This window comes from Actinoplanes derwentensis (genome assembly GCF_900104725.1).
Taxonomy (GTDB): Bacteria; Actinomycetota; Actinomycetes; order Mycobacteriales; family Micromonosporaceae; genus Actinoplanes; species Actinoplanes derwentensis.
The window spans coordinates 4490173-4509355 of sequence record NZ_LT629758.1 but is presented as its reverse complement, the minus strand read 5'-3'; the positions used below and the strand labels follow the sequence as shown (position 1 = coordinate 4509355).

Genomic DNA, 19183 nt, shown 5'->3' with positions numbered 1-19183 from the left:
CCCAAAACCTTGGGTCGGCGTGAATGTCAGGGCACTTTCGCGGTGACGGTTAGAGAGTTAGCGGTGGTTGAGGCTCCGGGGGTGGGTGGGGCGCTAGCGAGGATTCGAGAGTTGGGCTTTACGAGCGGTCCGGGTTTGCGCGGGGCGGTCCGGGTTTGCGCGGGGGTCGGCTTTACGCGGCTGTCCAGAGGAGGGCTCGGGCGTACTGGGCGTACAGGCCCTTCGGGTGGGTTCGGAACAACGGCTCGGTGCCGAACAGGACTGCGTTGCCGCCGCCCGCCGTGGTGCCGGAGATCACTGCGGGCTGGCCGGCGGCCTGGGTGGGGCCGTTCGTGCCGGCCGCGGTGGGTAGCCAGTGGCCGGCCACCAGTGGGGTGGTGCCGTACCGCTGTTCGACGGTGAAGCCGGTTCCGGTGAACCAGAGCGGCGAGTAGACGAACGAGTGCGGCAGGGAGCCGGCACCGACGATCGGGCCGGTGTTCTGGACGTTCACTACTCCGTTGGCGTCGCCACGGCCGGCCACCGCGGTGGCCGACGGGAGGATCTTCGCCGACGTGTTGAAGGCGGCGCCGGTGTTTCCCCTGGTCAGGACTCCGCCGCCGCGGGCCAGGAAGGCGTCGACGGAGGCTTTGGCGGTCGCGTTCAGCGCCGGATACGACAGGCCGGACGAGACGATCAGCGTGTCGGCCGTCGACAGGTCGAAGCCGCTGTTGAGGACGGCTGTCGACACCGTTCGTACGGCGAAGCCCATCTCCTTCAGGGCGAACAGTTCGTCGGCGGAGACAGCGGCCGCGATCACCGGCTGGTCGAAGACGTCGCCCTTGGCGTTGCGCGGGGCCGCGGTGAACCGTACGCCAGTGGTCTCGGCGATCGTGACCGCCTCGGACCGCGCCTCGGCCGGGACCACGACGGTGCTCGCGTCCGTACGCCGCAGTTTGATCCCCAGCGTGAGCAGCTCGTTGACCGCTCGCAAGTCGTTGCCGTCGCGCAGCGACAGGCTCAGGTCCCGGCCGCGCGGCGCGTCGACCGATCCGGTGGCGGCAGCCTTGGTCACCGGTTTGGTGACGACGCGCGGAAAGGCGGTGCGGCTGGTGTCGACGGTGGCGCCCCAGAGCAGGCCGTGACTCCAGCCGGAGATGTCGTACATCTGCGGCACCAAGGCGGAGATGTCGCGGCCGGCTTCCAGGAGCACGTTGGCGAGGCCCCGTTTGGGCTGGTGCATGTCGACCAGGTAGGTGCCCGCGCCGTAGCGGCGGCCGTTGACCGAGAAACCGGAGACGGCACGCTTGACCCGCACGTCGTGGGCGATCAGGTGATCGACCAGGCGCGCGGCGGCTGGAGTGCCGGCCGGGATGACGTAGGCGCGCGGGAACGTGGCGGTGTAGCGGTCCTCGGGGCCGAAACCGTCGACGAAACCGTCCGGGATCACCGGCGACGGCTCACCGGCCCAGCCGCGGCGGAACTGTTCGATCTGGCCGGCGAGCAGCGACGCCTTGTTGGTGTCGGCGTAGGTGAGCGTGGCCTCGATCGTCGCGGCCGCCACATCGGTGTTGATCCGGGACCGGCGCTGCAGCTCGGCGACGGGCAGGTTGTCGTAGTTCGAACCGTTGACACTCAGTGGGATCTCCACGGTGTGGCCGACGGCGCCCTGGTAGATCGCGTACATCGGGGTGAAGATCGGCGGCCAGTCGTCCCAGTCACCGGGCGCGTAATCCCGGAACGGGATGTCGGCGCGGGTCGTCTCCTCGTACCCGAGCTGCTGGATGGCCTTCTCCATGCCGAGCGCGTTCGGCAGGGCGTGCTTGATGTAGAGGTCGTACTCGTAGTTCTGCCCGTGCGGCGGGGTGGCCGGTTCGATCAGTGTCGTCCCGGTGTATCCGTGCTCGTCGAGCATCACGAACGGCTGCGTCGCGATGACCACGTCCCGCACCGCCCGCGACTCCGGCTGGGAACTGGTCGCGTGGTCCCGGTTGATGTCGAATCCGGCGCCGTTGGCCCGGGTCCCGGCGACGCGCCCGTCCGGGTTGTTGGTGACCGTCACGTAGACCCGGCTGCGTTTGAGGAAGTCCCTGGTGGCGGTGTCGGTGGCGGTGGCCAGGCGCTCGATGACACGCAGCGCGCCGTCGGTGCCCTCCCACTCGTTGCCGTGGATGTTCGCGTTGATCCAGACCGGGGTCTTGTAGCCCGCCTTGAGTGATCTGTCGCGTTTGGCGGCGCCCGGATCGTCCTCGATCAGCCTGCGCCACCGGTCCTGCCGGGCGGCCTCGGTCACCGACTCGGGCGCGGTCACCGTCACCAGATACAGGTCCCGGCCTCCGGCCGATCTTCCGGCGATCTCCGCGGAGACGCGGTCCGAGGCCTTCTGCAGGGCGTTCAATTTCGGGGCAATGGCGTGGTACGGCACCAGGCCCAGCTTGATCGACCGGTCGGCGGGGTTCTCCGGCCAGACCGGGAGCACCGACTGCCGCGGGTAGCCCTTCCCGCCCTTGATCGTCCAGGTGGCGGCCGGTGCCGCTCCGGGCAGGAACCGCGCGGCCAGGGCGCTCTCGACGGCGGCGATCTCGTTGCGCTCGGCCCCGTTGCCGAAGTCACGAGTCGACGGGTTCTCTCCAGGCGCGCCGGTCGCCGGATCGGCGATCAGGGCGGTCACGAGCAACGCGGCGCCGAATCCGGCCAGCGTGCGGGAGCCGAATCCGGCCAGCGTGCGGGACAAGTCCACAAAGCACCTCCGTTGGGATGACCCCGACCCTCTCCGGGTCCCGACGGATACGCAACGATCGATGTGGTTGATTCACCATACCGTTAAGGTCATCGCGCTCCCCTCAGCCATTGTTGATCAACTAGATTGATCGCTCCTGCCGAACTCACGAGGAGACGACAATTGAGCACCATCGGACGCCGGCTGCGCGCCGTCGGTATCGGTGTCGGCCTGCTGGCCGTCGTCGCGCTCAACATCTTTGTGGTCCCCCGCGTCTTCGGTGCCGAACAGCCGGCCCCGGCCGTCGTCGCGGCCCGGAAAGCGGTCGCCGACCTGCCGGCCCTGGCCACGGCCCTGGCGATCACGCCCGCGCACCGCTACACCGGTACCTTCCAGGCCGCCGGGAGCAGCGACGTCTACACCTTGGACGCCCGGATCACCGCCGGCGGCACCCTGCTCGGCACGATCCAGACGGCCGGCACGATCGGTGAGGTCCTGGAGATCGGCGACCGCACGTTCCTGCGGGCCGCCGACGGCTTCTGGCTCCGCGCCGGCATCACCGACGAACGCCGCGCTGTGTTCGCCGACCGTTGGGTACTCGTACCGCCGACGTTCCTCGGTCTTGATCTGAACGCCACCTTCGGCCCGGCGACCCTCAGCGCCGGGATCACCACCCCCGTGGCGGGCGCCCGCACCACCGTCGACGGCACCGTCGTGCAGCTCGTCACGGCCGGCGACCGTACCTTCCAGCTCAGCACCGACCAGCCCACCCGTCTGCTCGGCGTCGCCGCCGCCGGTTACCAGCTCAAACCGGCCGCCCTGGACGACAACGACCGGGTCGCGTTCTTCGCCCAGCTGCGCCGGACCGCCGCCGAACTGGCCACCGCCGCCGACCTGGGCTCCCGCATCGTGCAGAAGGGCCGGACGGTCCTGCGCGAGTGCGACTCCGACTCCTGCACCGGCAAGATCGCGTTCATCAACCGGGTCGCCGCGACCGCGAACCACGTGACCCCGGCGAACCCGGTCACGGTCACGGTCGCCCTCACCCGCAACGGCAAGACGGCCAAGACCTGCCCGGTGGTCCTGACCCTGGCTCCCGGCGCCGCCAAGGTGGCGGTGTGCACGGCGGAGGTCAAGGCCCGCAACTTCGGCACCTGGCGGGTGACCACCGACGGCATCGTCACGGCCTTGACCGAGGCCCAGGTGAAGGAGATCAGCGCGACCCTGGAGTCCGAACTCCCGGCCTGACCCCCCGTGCTGGGAGCCCAGGCCGGGCCGGTGGGTCAGGCGTGGGCTCGGTTCAGGCTCCGGGGGTCGGTCGGGGGCCTGATAGCTGGTGTAGAGGCGGCCCGAGAAGGGAATCCCTTTGCCTCCGTCGAGGACCGCGCTGCGGGGACGGTCGCTGGAGGTTTGGCGTGGGCCACCCCGTTTCCGACGCTATCAGCCTCAGCGGGTCGTGTGGGACTGCCACGTGGCGTACATGGTGGCGTAGTGGCCTCCGGCGGCTAGCAGGTCGTCGTGGGTGCCCTGTTCGCGGATGCCGCCGGCGTCGACCACGATCACCCGGTCGGCTCGGCGGGCCGTGGACAGGCGGTGGGCGACCAGGATCGCGGTGCGGCCTTCGAGCAGGCGCTGGATCGCGGCCTCCACCCGCAGTTCGGAGCGCAGGTCCAGGCTGGAGGTGGCCTCGTCGAGCACCACCACCCGGGGTTCGGCGACGAAGACGCGGGCCAGGGCGATCAGCTGGCGTTCGCCGGACGACACCGACTGGCCGCGTTCGTGCAGGACCGTGTCGAGGCCGTCGGGGGAACGGTCGACCAGGTCCCGCAGGCCGACCGCGTCCACTGCCGCCCGGATCGCCGACTCGGGGGCGTCGGGGCGGGCGAAGGCGATGTTGTCGCGCAGCGTGCCGGCGAACAGGAACGGTTCCTGCGGGACCACGCCGACCTGCCGGTGCAGGCTGTCGAGGGTGACGTCGCGCAGGTCGTGGCCGTCGATGAGGATCGAGCCGGAGTCCGGGTCGTAGAGGCGGGCGACCAGTTTGGCCAGGGTGGACTTGCCGGCGCCGGTCGGGCCGACGCAGGCGATCGTCTCTCCGGGCGCGATCCGCAGGGTGACGTCGCGCAGCACCGGCCTTGCCGGGTCGTACCCGAAAGTCATGTCCTTGATCAGAAGACCACCGTCAGCGGGTGGCAGCGGGATCGCGCCGGGTTTCTCCTGGACCGCGGGGATGGTGCGCAGCAGGCCGCGGAGTTTGCCGAGGGCGGCACGGGCCTGCTGGTAGTTGGTGTAGAGCTGGACGAGCTGCTGCACCGGCTGGAAGAACGCGTTCAGGTAGAGCACGAACGCGGTCAGTTCACCGATCGTGAGGGTGCCGCGCAGCACCATCCGGCCGCCGATCAGCAGCAGCGCGGCCAGGCCGAGCAGTCCGATCACCGACGTGCCGGGGCCGTAGACGGCGTTGATGCGGCCGGTGTTGTCGTTGGCGTCGCGGTAGGCGCCGACCACCTCGCGGTGCGCGATCACGTTGCGGTCGCGCTGGTTGTGGGCGGTGATGACGCGGACGCCGTACAGGCTCTCGGTGAGGTGCGAGAAGAGGCCGGCGATGGCGTCCCGCTGGCGGTTATAGCCGACATCGGCGGCTTTCCGGAACCACAACGACAAGATCACCAGCGGCGGTACGACCATCAGCAGCGTGATCACCGCCAGTGACACGTCGTAGTGCACGAGTACCGCGGTGACCACGACCATCGTCAGCCCGTGGATGAGGAACTGGGCGAACCCCTCGGACAGCAGATGCTGCAGCGCCTCCACGTCCGAGGTCATCCTGGTCATCGTGACGCCGGCCTTCTCCTTCGTGTAGAAGTCGAGGCTCAGCCGCTGCAGGTGGGCGAAGATCCGGACCCGTAGGTCCCGGGTGGCGTAGGCGCTGAGCCGCCCGCTGGCCCGGATCCGGATCCCGGAGGCGAGGGCGGTGAGCACCACCGATGCGAGGAAGGCGACCGCGGCGAAGACCAGCCACGGCACGTTGCCGGCCCCGATGCCGTGGTCGATGCCGATCTGCACCAGGTACGGGCCGGACTGCAGCAGCAGCGCTTCCAGCAGCACCGCGAACGCGGCGGTGACCAGCAGCCCGGGCCGGCCGGACAGCAGCGACCACAGGGTGAGCCGGCCGGAGTCCGGGGTCTGACGAAACGGCACGTCGGGCACGGGGTGCACGGGTTCGCGGGCTTCCAGGGCGGCGACCCCGGCGGCGAGTTCGGGTGGGATGCCGGCGAACGGGGAGCCGCTGTTACGGCGGGCGCCGGTGCCGCCCATGCCCGCGATCGCCCCGGAGCCGGGTCCACCGCCGGGTCCGCCGAATCCGCCTCCGAACATGCTCACGCGGTCACCTCCGATGCCAGGACTCGGGAATAGCGGGGCTCGTCGGCCAGTAGCGAGGCGTGGGTGCCGGAGGCGACCGCGCGACCGTTCTCGATCAGCACGACCCGGTCGGCGAGGCCGATGGTGGCCAGCCGGTGGGCGACCACGATGGTGGTGCGGTCCCGCATCAGGTCGCGTAACGCCTCGTGGATCTCGTGCTCGACCCGGACGTCGACGGCACTGGTGGCGTCGTCGAGGATCAGCACGGGCGGGTTGACCAGGAGCGCGCGGGCGATGGCCACCCGCTGGCGCTGCCCGCCGGAGAGGGTGTAGCCACGTTCACCGACTACGGTGTCGTACCCAGCTGGAAGATCGTGAATGAAACCGTGCGCACCGGCGGCCCGGGCCGCCTCGATCACCTCGTCGCGGGTCGCCGTGGGATGTCCGAAAGCGATGTTGTCGTGCAGCGACACCGAGAAGAGGAACGGCTCGTCGGGCACGATGCCGACCCGGTCCCGCAGCGTGGTGAGCGGGTAGTCGCGGACGTCGACGCCGTCGATCAGCACCCGCCCGCCGCCGGTGTCGTAGAAGCGCGCTGCCAGCCGCGCGACCGTGCTCTTGCCGCTTCCGGTGGCCCCGACCAGCGCGATCGTCTCGCCGGGACGTACATGGAGATCAAGACCATCAAGGGCGAGGGTCCCGTCCGGGTACGCGAAACGCACCCCGTCGAACCGGACCTCTCCCCGAGGCTGCGGTGTGACCGGGGTGGCCGGGTCGACGATCTCCGCCGGGGTGTCCAGGATGTCGTAGATGCGCTGTGCGGACGCGGCCGCCCGCTGACCCATCATGATGATCATGCCGAGCATCCGGAACGGTGGCTGCAGCATCAGCACGTAGGAGTTGAACGCCACGATGGTGCCGACCGTCGCGTCGCCGTCGAGCACCATCAGGCCGCCGACCAGCAGCACCATCGCCAGCCCGAGCCGGGGCAGGTTGTCCATCACCGGCATCCACCGGCTGCGGATCCCGGCGTCGGTGGTGTACGCCCAGCGGACCCGGTCGGCCTGTTCGCTCAACAGATCTACCTGCTGTTTCTCGGCGGCGAACGCCTTCACGATCCGGACGCCCTGGATGTTCTCGTCGACCACGGTGGCGACCCCGGCCAGCCGGGACTGGATCAGCCACGACACCGGGAAGATCGCCTTGCGCATCCGGACGCCCAGGATCGCGATGATCGGCATGGTCAGCATCGCCACCACGGCCAGGGGTGCGTTGATCGACAGCATCAGGGCGAAGGCGATGCCCGCGATCGTGCACTGGACCAGGATCGACGGGCCGAACGCCAGGTACATCTGGACGGCCCGGATGTCGCTGGTGGCCCGGGAGATGAGTTCGCCGGATTGGACCCGGTCGTAGAACGCGTACGACATTCGCATCATGTGGGTGAAGACGATGTTGCGGAGGTCGTACTCCATCTCAAAGGCCGTGCGGAGCAGGTAGAGGCGGGCCAGAAAGTTGATACCTCCCTGAGCTACGGCTAGCCCGCAGATGGACCAGACATAAAACCCCAAATCGTCGTTACGATCCACCAGTGCCCGGTCGATGGCGACTCGGACCAGGTCGGGGATCTGCACCTGAACGACGAGTCCGATGAACGACAACGTCAACGAGACGGCCAGCAGGATCCGATGCGCGCGAACGATCGGCCAGGCGCGCCGCAGCCAGCTCTTCGAGGGGTCCGGATGAATGCCGGCGCGGGGTGCCCGGCGGGGGGCGTCGCTCAAACAAGGCTCCTCGTACGTGGTGGTGTTTAGCCTAGCTAACGATCTAGCGAAGGAGAATGCCTCAAGCGCCCTCTGAGACAGACGATGGAGTTGTCATGTTTCGTCGCCTGGCAGTCCTTGCCGCCGCAGCACTGACCGCCGCGGGCACGGCCGTCGCGGGCACCGCCGTCCCGGCGCAGGCCGCGACCGTCGCCTGCACCGCGACCGCAGGCAGCCCTCGCTGCCAGGTGTGGACCGGAACTGTCGACTGGGTCGCCGACGGTGACACGCTGCGCGTCGACCTGGCCGGCGACGGCACCAAGGACCTGGTGTCGGTGCGGGTCCTGGGCATCCAGGCGATGGAGCAGAAGGTCTACTCCCCGAAACCGGAACGACGCCGGGGCGACTGTCACGCGCTCGCCGCGACCGTGCGCCTGGAACAGCTGGTCAAAGCGGGCGGCGGCCAGGTTCGGATGACGTCGCTGAAGTCCGCCAGCGCCAGCGAGGGCCGGCCGCTGCGCTCGGTGGCCGTCAAGATCGCCGGGAAGTGGACGGACGTCGGCGCGGAACTGGTCCGCGGCGGTCACGCCCTGTGGTTACCGTTTCCCGGGGAATGGGCGATGGACGAGGTCTACCACGCCGCCGCCAAACAGGCCGCCGCCGCGGGTCGCGAACTCTACGACACCGACGCCTGCCGATCCGGCCCGGCGCAGAACAGCGGCCTGACCCTGACCGTCAACCCGGACGCCGAGGGTGTCGACGCGGAGAACCTCAACGGCGAATGGTTCCAGCTGCACAACCCGTCGGCGGCGGCCGTGCCGGTCGGCGGCTGGTGGGTGCGCGACTCCGGGCTTCGGCGTTACACGTTCCCGGCCGGTACCGTCGTCCCGGCTGGCGGTGACGTCTTCGTGCACGTCGGCGCGGGCCGGGACACCGCCACCCACAAATACTGGGGCCTGACCAAGCCGATCTTCTCGAACGTCGATCCGGCCAACCACAGCGTCGGCGACGGCGGCTACCTGTTCGACATCCACGGCGACACGCGGGGCTGGATGATCTACCCCTAGGTTTTACACCGGCCCGGCTTCGCCGCTGCGCCAGTGCCGGCGGCACAGCACCCGATAGGTCACCTCGGCCGCGTCGTTGGTGTCACCGACCGCCACCTGCGCGCCCGAACGGGCCACCCGGCCGTCCTCGATCCGGGCGTTCTGCCGACCCGGGCGCCCGCACCAGCACACCACCTCGACCTGCAGCGACACGATGTTGTCGGCCAGTTCGAGGAGCCGCTGCGCGCCCGGGAACAGGTGCGACTGGAAGTCCGTGGAGATCGCGTAGCAGTCGACGTCCACACACAGTTCGTCGACCGACCAGGCCAGCTGCTCCACCTGCTCCGGCCGCAGGAACTGCGCCTCGTCGACGATCACGAACCCGCCGGACGGCACCTCACCCGCGATCAGCACCGTCAGCTCGGTGCCGTCGTTCACCTCGATCGCGTCGGCCTCCACCCCGAGGCGCGACGACATCACCCCGGCGCCGGCCCGGTCCATGCTGGTCAGCAGAACACCGGGACGGCCCGCTTCGCGGCGGTTGTACGCGTTCTGCAGCGCGAGCGTAGACTTGCCCGCCCCCATGCTGCCGTGGAACAGCGTCAACTCGTGGAAGACCGGAGCGAGGGTCCTGGCTCGGGACACCACGGGTGTGGAAACAGCGACCGGAACCAATGGTGAGCCTTCCTCAGGACTTACGCGGGCCGGTACACGCTACCTGGCTTGTTCATCCGCCGTTCCGGTGGCTGTTGACCTGTCGTCCGTCCGCCGGAACGGATCTCCGTACGCCCGGATCGCCTGGCGGGCGAACGCCTGCTGCTCGGTCGACACGCGCTCCGAACGGCCACGGCCCAGGAAGCTGACCGCCCAGTGCAGCACCGCGGTCACCCGGTTCTTGAATCCGACCAGGTAGAACAGGTGCACCGCCACCCACACCACCCAGGCCGGGAAGCCGGACAGGCGCACCTTCCCGATACTCGCCACCGCCGAGAAGCGGGAGATCGTCGCCAGGCTGCCCTTGTCGAAATAGCGGAACGGCTGACCCGTCTCCTTGCCGGTCAAGCGCCGTTTGATCTGGTCGGCGGCGTGCCGGCCGCTCTGAATGGCGACCTGCGCCACGCCCGGCAGCGGCTTACCGTCCTCGCCGGCCAGGTTCATCATGTCGCCGAGCACGAAGATCTCCGGATGCCCCGGCAGGCTGGTGTCCGGTTCGACCAGGATCCGGCCGGCCCGGTCGGTCTTCGCCCCGGTCGCCGCGGCCAGCTTCCCGCCCAGCGGCGGCGCCGACACCCCGGCCGCCCACACCTTCGTCATCGCCGGGATCCGCTCGCGCTGCCCGTTCGACTCCACCTCGATGCCGGTCGCGTCGACCGCCACCACCTTCGTGTCGGTCCGCACCTCGACACCAAGCTTGCCCAGTTCGATCTCGGCCTTGGCGGACAGGTGGTCACCGAACGTGTTCAGCACCGCCCCGACCGCGTCCACCAGCAGGATCCGCGCTTTCCGGGAGTCGATGTGCTTGTACTGCCCGCGCAGCGTGCGATGGGCCAGCTCGGCGATCTGCCCGGCCATCTCGGTACCGGTCGGTCCCGCGCCGACGACCACGAACGTCATCCAGCGCTCGATCGTCTCCGGGTCGGTGTGCAGGTCGGCGACCTCGAACGCGCCGAAGATCCGGGCCCGCAGCTCCAAGGCGTCGTCGATGCTCTTCATGCCGGGCGCATGATCGGCGAAACCATCATTGCCGAAGTACGACTGGGAGGCGCCCGCCGCGACGATCAGCGTGTCGTACGGCACGGTGTAGTCGATCCCCGGACCCGCCACCGACACGACCTTCGACTCCACGTCGATGTCCTGCACCCAGCCGAGACGGACGTCGACGTTGTCCTGCCGGCGCAGCACCTCACGGATCGGCGGAGCCACCTCGCCCTCGGACAGGATCCCCGTCGCCACCTGGTAGAGCAGCGGCTGGAAGAGGTGGTAGGCGGTTCCGTTGATCAGAGTGATCTCGACGTCTGCCCGGCGCAGTGCCTTGATCGCGAAGAGACCGCCGAAACCGGCCCCGACGACTACCACTCGATGCGTCATCAGTACTCCCTCGTCTGGGTTCACTCTGGTATGCCCAGTGCTGGATCGGAAGTACCCGTACTCAGGTCAATCGGTGTGTGATGTGTCCCAACCAGCGGGCCACCACGGCCAGTTCCCCGTCGGTGAAGCCGTCGGACATCTCCGCGTTCAGCTCCCGCACCACCGACTTCGCGGCCTCGACCGCCGCCCGCCCGGCCGGCGTCAAGGACAGCCGCACCGCCCGGGCGTCCGCCGCGTCCGGGGTCTTGGCCACCAGACCACCCTTCTCCAGCCGGCTGACCAGACCACTCATCCCGGACGGCGACGCGCACATGGCCGCGCTCACGTCACCGACCAGGGCGTTGTCGTGACCCGCCAGGTGGAACAGCACACCCGCCCCGGCCGCGCCGATGCCGCTGTCACCGGAACGCGCGTCGATCCACCGGCGCATGCTCCGCTCGGCGATCATCATCTCGAAGACGAGGCGGCGCTGACTCATAGCTGCTTATGGAACCAGGTCAGCAGATCGGTCCACAGGGTGCCACGCATGGTGCGCCGCATGAATCCGTGATGACCGATGCGTGCCACCCCCGCACCCGCCGGGGTGTAGGTACGCCGCTCGACATCGGCACCGGTCAGGTAGCCGGCGAGTCGGTCGACCTGCGCCGGGGTGCCCCACGGGTCGTCACTCATCCCGATCGCCAGCACCGGCTGGGTCACCGCGGCGGCCCGCCCGGCACCGTCCATCGCCGGATCGTCGAACAGGTAGTTCCGCCGGGCACCCCAGCCGCCCCACTGCCGGATCGCCGCCACCGGAATGTCCTCACCGAGCCCCAGACGGCGGGCCGGGACGTAACCGAACACTCCGGCGAGCACCGGGCCCAGCCCCTGGAGCACCAACCGGACCCGAAGGCGCTCGACCCGGTCCGGAATCGACGCGATCGACGCCACATGCGACGCCACCAGCGCGAACGCCGTCAGCTCCGGCCCGCCATGACCGAGGGTGAGAGCGTGCCCGCCGAGACTGTGCCCGACCGCGAGCTGCGGCAGCCCCGGAAACCGCCCGGCCGCCCATCGGGTCACGGCCGGCACGTCCTGCTCGATCCAGTCCTTCATGCCCAGGTCCCGATGCGCTTTCGGCGACCCGGACCGTCCGGTGCCCCGGTAGTCGTAGGTGACCGCGGCGATCCGATTCTCCGCCAGGAACTCCGCGAACCCGGCGTAGAACCCGGCCGGGGTGGCCGTCGCCGGATGCATCACCAGCACGGCGACCGGCTCCTCGTCCGGTTCGAACAACGTCCCCACGATCCCGCCGACCTCGACCAGACTATTTCGCATGCGACATAAACTAGGCGACGCCCGCCATCCGGGCCAGTCCTCGCAGCGTCTTCCCGATCGCCGGGCGGCCACTGCTACGGTCTGCGGCCATGATCCTGCGATGGCGGCGAACGGCCGCCCTGGTCACCGTCACTGTTCTGCTCGCCGCAGGATCGGCCGGGTGCGTGAGCTTCGGCCCGTCCGAGGCGTCCGCGTTCGATGATCCCTGCGCGGTCGAGCCGAGTCTTCCGCCGCAGGGTGTGGAGCCGGAGCGGGTCGCGATCGATCACGACGACTACCTGGCCGAACACGTCGGGCGGGCCGCCGACGGCCGGCAGTTCTTCCTGACCCGGCCGTTCGAGCCGGGCGGCCGGGAGTTCGTGGCGCTGTACCTTTTCACCGCGGACGGTAAGTTCGACGAGGCCCGGATCGACCCGTACGACGCCGGGGTCTTTCGGAGCCGCCTCGCGGAACTCGGGAACGTGAAGTACGGGCGGATCTCCGTCGCGCCGTTCGAGGTGGAGCGTTTCGGCATCACGTTCGGCCTGATCAGCGAAGCGCCGGAGGCAGACGGCGACATCTGGTGGGTGACCGCCGAGCCCGGCGACTACATGGCGTTCTCCACCCCATGGGACTGCGGTCTCTACGACACCTAGGGAAGTGCGAATGGCGAAGTCACCGGCGATCGACTCGATCTCGTGGGGGCGGATGGAGGTCGAGGGTCTTGCCCCGGGCAAGGACTTCAAGTTGTGGCCCGGCGGCGGGCGGCCGTGGGACTGGCGGGAAGCCGGCACCCAGCATGAGCCCGGCATCCTGCCCGGCGACGTCCAGGAACTGCTCGACAACGGGGCCACGACGGTGGTGCTGTCGAGGGGGATGGAACTCCGGCTCGGTGTGGACCCGGCCACCCGGGAACTGCTGCGGGCACACGGTGTCACCGTGCACGAGGCGGAGACCACCGAGGCGGTACGGATCTACAACGAACTGGCGGTCGGCGAGGCGGTCGGCGGGCTGTTCCACTCGACCTGCTGACTTCCGGGGATTGAAACGTTCTTTTCGAACGTGGGGGTGGAGCGGCAGGATGGCGGCATGACGCATGTGTGTTTCACCCTGCAGGTCGACCCGGCCCGTCTCGACGCCTATCGGGAGGTCCATGCCGCCGTCTGGCCGGACATGCTCAAGGCGCTGCACGAGACCGGCTGGCGGGACTACCGGCTCTTTCTGCGTGGCGACGGGCTGCTCGTCGGCACCCTGGTCACCGACGACTTCGCGGCCGTGCAGGAGGCGATGGCCCGGACCGAGGTGAACGGGCGCTGGCAGGCCGCGATGGCCGAGTTCTTCCCCGCTCTGGGGCAGGCCCGGCCGGACGAGGGCATGCTCGTCCTGGATCAGGTCTTCCATCTGGAGGAACAGCTCGAACGACTCTGACACAGCCAACAGACAGGATTCGTACAGGTCAGGGGTGGAGGAGACCACCTACCCTGGAGTCCAGGCACCCGGCAACAGAGGAGACGTGCGGTGGGCTTTGTCAAGCGGTTCGTGCTCGGGATGGTCGCGTCGAGGCTGCAACGGATGTCCCACGGCAAGCACAACCCGGCAGTCGACGGCCTCCTCCGTGAGGTGAACTACCGGATGTACGGGCAGCGCGGTCACGGTCACCACCCGGGCGCCTACGGGCATCCGGGCGCCTACGGCCACCACGGTCACTACCGTCATCACGGCCATTACCGGCACCACGGCCACTATCGCCGTCGCCGCTGGTTCTGAGCATCACCCGGACCAGCGGTGTCAGGGGTGCGGTTCGGGTGCCGATAGGTAGCACGTGGGCATCGAGGTTGAACTGGGCATCGAGCGGGAGCTGCGGCGGGTTCGGGAGCTGCGGGATTACCACCTGCTCGACATGCCGCCGGCCGCCGAGCTGGAGGCGGTCGTCCGGGTGGCCGCCGCGGTCGCCAAGGTGCCGGCCGCCACCCTGAACCTGCTCGACGACCGCAGTCAATACATGTTGACCACCGTCGGCTTCCCCAGCCGGCAGTGTGATCGGGACGATTCGATGTGTGCGGTCCGCCTGGCGCAGGGCGTGTTCGTGCATCTGCCGGACGCCCGTGCCGAGCCGGACTACCGGGACAACCCGTGGGTGACCGGGGTGCTGGGGCGGATCGTCTTCTACGCGTCGGCGCCGCTGATCAGCCCGGCCGGCAACGTGATGGGCACGCTCTGCGTCTTCGACGACAAGCCGGGGCACCTCAGCACGGAGCAGATCGAGCGGCTCACCGACCTGGCCGGGATCGTGGTGGCGTTCTTCGAACGGCGCCGCAACGCCCGGCTGACCGCGCAGCTCAAGGAGACCATTCAGGCCCGGGAGCAGTGGACCCGGACGGTGCTGGACAGCATCGACGAGGCGGTCGTCGCGGTCGACGCGGACGGCCGGGTCAGCATGGTCAACCGGGCGGCCCGGGAGATCCACCCGCCGGACGTCGACATGACCGGCGGCCTGACCGGCGCGGCGGAGCGTTTCCAGCTCTACGAGCCGGACGGCCGGACCCTGGTCGCCGACGACGATCTGCCACTGCGGGTGGCGATGCGCACCGGCGAGCCGGTCCTGGGCCGGGAGCTGGTGTTCCAGAGTTCGGTACGCGGGACCCGGTCGGTGCGGGCGAACGCGGCTCCGCTGAAGTCCGCCGCCGGCGAGGTGACCGGTGCGGTGGTGGCCATTCACGACGTCTCCGCCGAGCACACCCGCCGCCGCATCATCGAGGAGGCGCACGGCCGTCTCGCCACCGCGAACGCCGAACTGCGCCGGTCGAACTCGGACCTGACCGACTTCGCCGGGGCGGTCAGCCACGACCTGGTCGCGCCGCTGGCCGCGGTCGGCGGCTACCTGGAGCTGCTGAGTGATCTGGAACCGCAGGAGGGCGGGCGCGGCGACGAATGGGTGCGGGCCGCGGCCCAGGCGGTCGTGCGGATGCGGGACCTGATCGACGCCCTGCTCGGTTACGCGGCCGCCGGGAGCGCGCCGGTACGTACCAGGCCGGTTCCGCTCGGTGATCTTCTTGATCAGGTCCTGCAGGACCTGGCCGGGGACATCGTGGAGGCCGGAGCCCGGGTCGCGGTGCCGGCCGTGCTGCCGACGCTGACCGGCGATCCGGTGCTGATCCGGCAGTTGCTGCAGAATCTGATCGGCAACGCGGTCAAATACCGGGATCCGTCGCGGTCGTGCCAGATCGACATCAGCGCCGGGCCGGACTCGGTGCTGATCGCCGACAACGGGATCGGTATCCCGCCGGGGCGGCGCGAGGAGGTCTTCGACATGTTCACCCGGGTCGACGGTCTCCCGGTACCGGGGCACGGCATCGGGTTGTCCAGCTGCCTGCGGATCGCCGAACGGCACGGTGGGACGATCACGATCGGCGAGACCCCGGGCGGTGGTACGACGGTGGTGGTCACGCTGCCCGGGAAACCGTCAGATCATGGGTAGCGCTGCCGAACTTCTGAAGGTGGATCTGGCGGAGCGTGTGTCGGAGCGGGAGCGACTGCGCCTCACCGCGCTGCATGAGTACCGGCTCCTCGACTCCCCGGCCGGGGACGAGCTGGAGGCGGTGGTCCGGGTCGCCGCCACCGTGGCCGGGGTGCCGCACTCGACGCTGAACCTGATCGACGAGAACCGGCAGTGCCAGCTCACCACGGTCGGTTTCGAGGGCGGCGACTCGGCCCGGTCCGACTCGATGTGTGCGGTGCGGTTCGAGAGCGGGCAGTTCACGTACCTCAAGGATGCCAGCACCGATCCGAGGTTCCGGACCAACCCGTGGGTGACCGGGGTGCTGGCCGATGTCCGCTTCTACGCGTCGTTTCCGCTGGTCACGCCGGAAGGGCACGCGCTCGGTTCGCTCTGTGTCTTCGATTCTGTACCGGCTGAGCTGGACGAGGAGCAGATCGCCCGGCTGCAGGATCTGGCCCGGATCATCCTGGCGCTGTTCGAGCGGCGCCGGCAGGCCCGGATCAACGCCGAGTTGGCGGCGCTGGCCGAGGAACGGCAGCGCTGGACCGACACGCTGCTGGAGACCATCGACGTGGCGGTGGTGGCCGCCGACCAGTCCGGCCGGCTGACCCTGTTCAACCGGGCCGCGCGGGAGTGGCACGGGGTGGACGCCGACCCGGACATCGACCCGAACGACCTGTCCGGGCGGTATCAGCTCTTCGAGACCGACGGTTGCACACCGCTGGAACCGGCCCGGATCCCGCTGTTGCGGGCGCTGCACGACGGCAGCGTCAAGGACGCCGAGATCATCATCAAGCGGCCGGGCCGGGAGCCGATACAGGTCAGCAGCAGTGGCCGGGCCCTGATCGGGCCGGGCGGGAAGCCGCAGGGCGCGGTCGTGGCGATGCACGACGTGACGAGTGCCCGCGCCCAGCAGCGGGTGATCGAGGCGGCCCGGCGGGAACTGGCCGCCGCCAACACCGACCTGCGCCGCTCGAACACCGACCTGAACAACTTCGCCGGGGCGGTCAGTCACGATCTGGTCGCCCCGCTCACCGCGGTCGGCGGCTACCTGGAACTGATCGGTGACGAGGTGCAGGGCCGGCCCGCGCAGTGGGTGGAGGCGGCCGGGCGTGCGGTCACCCGGATGCGGGATCTGATCGGGTCGCTGCTCGACTACGCCCAGGCCGGGAGTGCCCCGGTGCACCGGGTGGCGACCGATCTGGCCGACATCTTCGAGCAGGTGCGCACCGATCTGCGCCCGGCCGCGCAGGCCGCCGGGGCGAGTGTCGAGACGTCCGGTGGGCTGCCGACCCTCGCCGGTGACCCGGTACTGATCCGGCAGCTGCTGCAGAACCTGGTCGGGAACGCGATCAAGTACCGGGACCCGGAACGGCCCTGCCGGGTGGTCGTCACCGCGGTCGCCGGTGCGGCCGGCGGCTGGACCGTCCGGGTCGCCGACAACGGCCTCGGTATCCCTCCCGAGCAGCGGCAGCGCGTCTTCGAGATGTTCACCCGGCTCGGCAACGGCAGCGCCGGCGGGCACGGCATCGGCCTGTCGACCTGCTGGCGGATCGTGGAACGGCACGGTGGCGCCATCGAGATGGAGGAGACCCCGGGCGGCGGTACGACAGTCGCCTTCACGTTGCCCGGTCAGAACAGCGGTGACCGGCCTTTATAGCCGACCGCCAGCCGTACGCCCGCGGTCAAGGTCTTGCCGGTGCCCCGGTAGAGCATCAGGTTCCCGGTGGCCGTCTGCACCGCTGCCAGGTCGGTGAAGCCGTCCCGGTCGAAGTCGCCGACCCCGAGCAGGTCACGCAGGCCCTTGGCCGTCCCGATCTGCGCGCCCGGGTGGAGGCCGCCGGACTTACCGCGGTAGAGGTACAGGGCGCCGGTGCTGTTCAGTCTCCCGACGAGATCCTGGAAGCCGTCGCGGTCGAAGTCGCCGACGCCGGTGAACTCGCTGCGGGTGTTCCAGTCGCCGTACGCGATCGCCTTGCGCTTGCCGAACGTGGCGCCCTTGCGCCCCGGGTAGAGATAGACGTTGCCGTTGCTGGTCTGGGCGGCCAGCAGGTCCGGGTAGCCGTCCTTGTTGAAGTCGCCGATCGCGGTCAGTTCCCGCATGTGCTTGAAGTTCTTGTAGAGCTGTTTGCGCTTGCCGAACTTCCCACTGCTCAGGCCGGGGTAGAAGTACACCGCGCCGGCCTTGGTGCGGGCGATCATGTCGGCGTACCCGTCCCGGTTCAGGTCCATCCGCAGCAGCGCGTTCGCCGCGGCGTAGACGCCGACCTTGAGCCGGGCGCCCTCGGTGACGACGGTGCCGTTGCCGGGGTACGCGTACAGGTTGCCGGTCGACGAGGTCCGGGCCAGCACGTCGGACCAGCCGTTGCGGTTCCAGTCGGAGAGTTTCGCGGCGGGCAGCCGGGCGACGTCGAGATAGTCGTTGTCGATGTTGATGGTGACGCCGCCCCACGTCTCCTTGTGGTCGCCGCGGTACTGCTTCATCCGCCGTTTCGGCTGCCAGTAGGTGGCCGGGATGACCGTGTCGGAGACGGTCACCACCTGGTCCCAGCGGGCGAAGTCGACGTAGTCGGGACGGACGTACCCCGGCTGGTTGTAGACCGCGACCTGGTCCTTGATACCGGACGAGGTGCTGCTGTAGTACCCGGAGAAGTAACCGGCGTCGTGCAGCCGGGCGGTCCACGCGCTCATGAAGTTCAGCACCCCGGTACGACAGGCGGCGTCGTCGGTCCGGTACGCCTCCATGTCGTAGATGAGCACGCTCTCCTTCGACAGCCCCAGCGCGGTGGCCTGGGTGATCGCGTCGTCGGCGGTGGCCCGGCCCTGCGCGGCCGCCCTGGTGTTGTCGATCCGAGTCTTCTTGCTGGTCAGCGTGGTGCAGCTGGCCTGCGGCCCGACGTAGAGCGGGATCAGCCGCCAGCCGCGGGTGACCTGCTCGCGCACCCAGGACGCGGTGAGGTTCTTCTGGGTGCAGCCACGGTTCACGCCGCCGAAGTAGATGCCGGACGCCCGGTACGGTGACGACTTGAGCCACGCCGCCATGCTGTCGCTGGACGGGGCGGTGCAGGCGTCGAACCCGTACCCGGTGAAGTTGCCCGGTTGCGGGGCGAGGGTGGTGGCGGCGGTGGCGTTGCCGTTGATCAGGGCGAGCGGGACGACCGCGAGCATGACGGCGACCGCGGCGAGCTTTCGGAGCATGGGTCCCGCTTCGTCGGATTCCAGGGCCTACCGAGGAAACCAGATGATCTCCCGATCGACCACGGCCGTTCGGCCATTCGACAACACCCGAACAGCCACCGATGGTCTGGCCGGCATGTGCTCGCGGGGTCGATCGCGCGGCTGGTTCCCCATCTCGACCGGGGCGGGGTACGGGCCGGGCGGACTCACTCCCGACAGTTCACCTGATGGACACCGATCGTTATGCCGGAGC

General features: G+C 69.5%; 16 protein-coding genes. 8 read left to right on the top strand and 8 right to left on the bottom strand.

What is annotated here, in order from left to right:
• Nucleotides 1–172 precede the first annotated feature (172 nt).
• The gene (locus BLU81_RS19935; RefSeq protein WP_092546063.1) at nt 173–2719 is read right to left on the bottom strand and encodes a M14 family zinc carboxypeptidase; all 2547 of its coding nucleotides are present in this window, start codon (nt 2717–2719) and stop codon (nt 173–175) included.
• Nucleotides 2720–2881: 162 nt separating this feature from the next.
• On the opposite strand from BLU81_RS19935, the gene BLU81_RS19930 reads away from it, so the two are divergent.
• On the top strand, nt 2882–3946 hold the full coding sequence (locus BLU81_RS19930) for a hypothetical protein (RefSeq protein ID WP_092546062.1): 1065 nt from the start codon (nt 2882–2884) through the stop codon (nt 3944–3946).
• A 198-nt stretch (nt 3947–4144) separates the two neighbouring features.
• On the opposite strand, the gene BLU81_RS19925 is transcribed toward BLU81_RS19930, so the two are convergent.
• Together BLU81_RS19925 and BLU81_RS19920 are read right to left on the bottom strand one after the other, a co-directional pair.
• Nucleotides 4145–6076, bottom strand: a complete 1932-nt coding sequence (locus tag BLU81_RS19925; RefSeq protein WP_231954796.1) for an ABC transporter ATP-binding protein — start codon at nt 6074–6076, stop codon at nt 4145–4147.
• A 2-nt stretch (nt 6077–6078) separates the two neighbouring features.
• Complete coding sequence (locus BLU81_RS19920; protein ID WP_092546060.1) at nt 6079–7845, bottom strand: ABC transporter ATP-binding protein; 1767 nt, start codon at nt 7843–7845, stop codon at nt 6079–6081.
• A 95-nt stretch (nt 7846–7940) separates the two neighbouring features.
• On the opposite strand from BLU81_RS19920, the gene BLU81_RS19915 reads away from it, so the two are divergent.
• Nucleotides 7941–8891, top strand: coding sequence for a lamin tail domain-containing protein (locus BLU81_RS19915; RefSeq protein ID WP_092546059.1), 951 nt, complete (start codon nt 7941–7943; stop codon nt 8889–8891).
• 3 nt (nt 8892–8894) lie between these two features.
• Here BLU81_RS19915 and BLU81_RS19910 read toward each other — a convergent pair whose 3' ends face one another.
• The 4 genes from BLU81_RS19910 to BLU81_RS19895 all read right to left on the bottom strand — a co-directional run bounded on the left by BLU81_RS19910 (nt 8895) and on the right by BLU81_RS19895 (nt 12275).
• On the bottom strand, nt 8895–9515 hold the full coding sequence (locus BLU81_RS19910) for a thymidine kinase (protein WP_231954659.1): 621 nt from the start codon (nt 9513–9515) through the stop codon (nt 8895–8897).
• Nucleotides 9516–9584: 69 nt separating this feature from the next.
• Nucleotides 9585–10958, bottom strand: coding sequence for an NAD(P)/FAD-dependent oxidoreductase (locus BLU81_RS19905; RefSeq protein WP_092557344.1), 1374 nt, complete (start codon nt 10956–10958; stop codon nt 9585–9587).
• 61 nt (nt 10959–11019) lie between these two features.
• Nucleotides 11020–11436, bottom strand: coding sequence for a MarR family winged helix-turn-helix transcriptional regulator (locus tag BLU81_RS19900; protein ID WP_197686307.1), 417 nt, complete (start codon nt 11434–11436; stop codon nt 11020–11022).
• Nucleotides 11433–12275, bottom strand: coding sequence for an alpha/beta hydrolase family protein (locus BLU81_RS19895; protein ID WP_092546057.1), 843 nt, complete (start codon nt 12273–12275; stop codon nt 11433–11435). Before BLU81_RS19895 ends, BLU81_RS19900 begins: the two co-directional genes overlap by 4 nt.
• An 89-nt stretch (nt 12276–12364) precedes the next feature.
• Here BLU81_RS19895 and BLU81_RS19890 point away from each other — a divergent pair, with 89 nt between their 5' ends.
• The 6 genes from BLU81_RS19890 (at nt 12365) to BLU81_RS19865 (ending at nt 17413) form a co-directional block, all read left to right on the top strand.
• Nucleotides 12365–12910 carry a hypothetical protein gene (locus BLU81_RS19890; RefSeq protein WP_197686306.1) on the top strand — a complete coding sequence of 182 codons (546 nt, stop codon included), beginning with the start codon at nt 12365–12367 and terminating at the stop codon, nt 12908–12910.
• A gap of 10 nt (nt 12911–12920) precedes the next feature.
• Nucleotides 12921–13286, top strand: a complete 366-nt coding sequence (locus BLU81_RS19885) for an Mth938-like domain-containing protein (protein ID WP_092546056.1) — start codon at nt 12921–12923, stop codon at nt 13284–13286.
• Nucleotides 13287–13343: 57 nt separating this feature from the next.
• Entirely contained in the window at nt 13344–13682 is a 339-nt protein-coding gene (locus BLU81_RS19880) for an L-rhamnose mutarotase (RefSeq protein WP_092557338.1), read from the top strand.
• A gap of 90 nt (nt 13683–13772) precedes the next feature.
• On the top strand, nt 13773–14021 hold the full coding sequence (locus tag BLU81_RS19875) for a hypothetical protein (protein WP_092546055.1): 249 nt from the start codon (nt 13773–13775) through the stop codon (nt 14019–14021).
• Nucleotides 14022–14076: 55 nt separating this feature from the next.
• A complete protein-coding gene (locus BLU81_RS19870; protein WP_231954658.1) occupies nt 14077–15732 on the top strand; it encodes a GAF domain-containing sensor histidine kinase in 1656 nt (551 codons plus the stop codon).
• Nucleotides 15725–17413 (top strand): sensor histidine kinase, encoded by a 1689-nt coding sequence (locus tag BLU81_RS19865; RefSeq protein ID WP_092546054.1) that lies wholly within the window; start codon nt 15725–15727, stop codon nt 17411–17413. Before BLU81_RS19870 ends, BLU81_RS19865 begins: the two co-directional genes overlap by 8 nt.
• Here BLU81_RS19865 and BLU81_RS19860 read toward each other — a convergent pair.
• Entirely contained in the window at nt 17386–18951 is a 1566-nt protein-coding gene (locus BLU81_RS19860; RefSeq protein WP_092546053.1) for a glycoside hydrolase domain-containing protein, read from the bottom strand. The two genes, BLU81_RS19865 and BLU81_RS19860, sit on opposite strands and share 28 nt — an antisense overlap.
• Nucleotides 18952–19183: the final 232 nt, after the last annotated feature.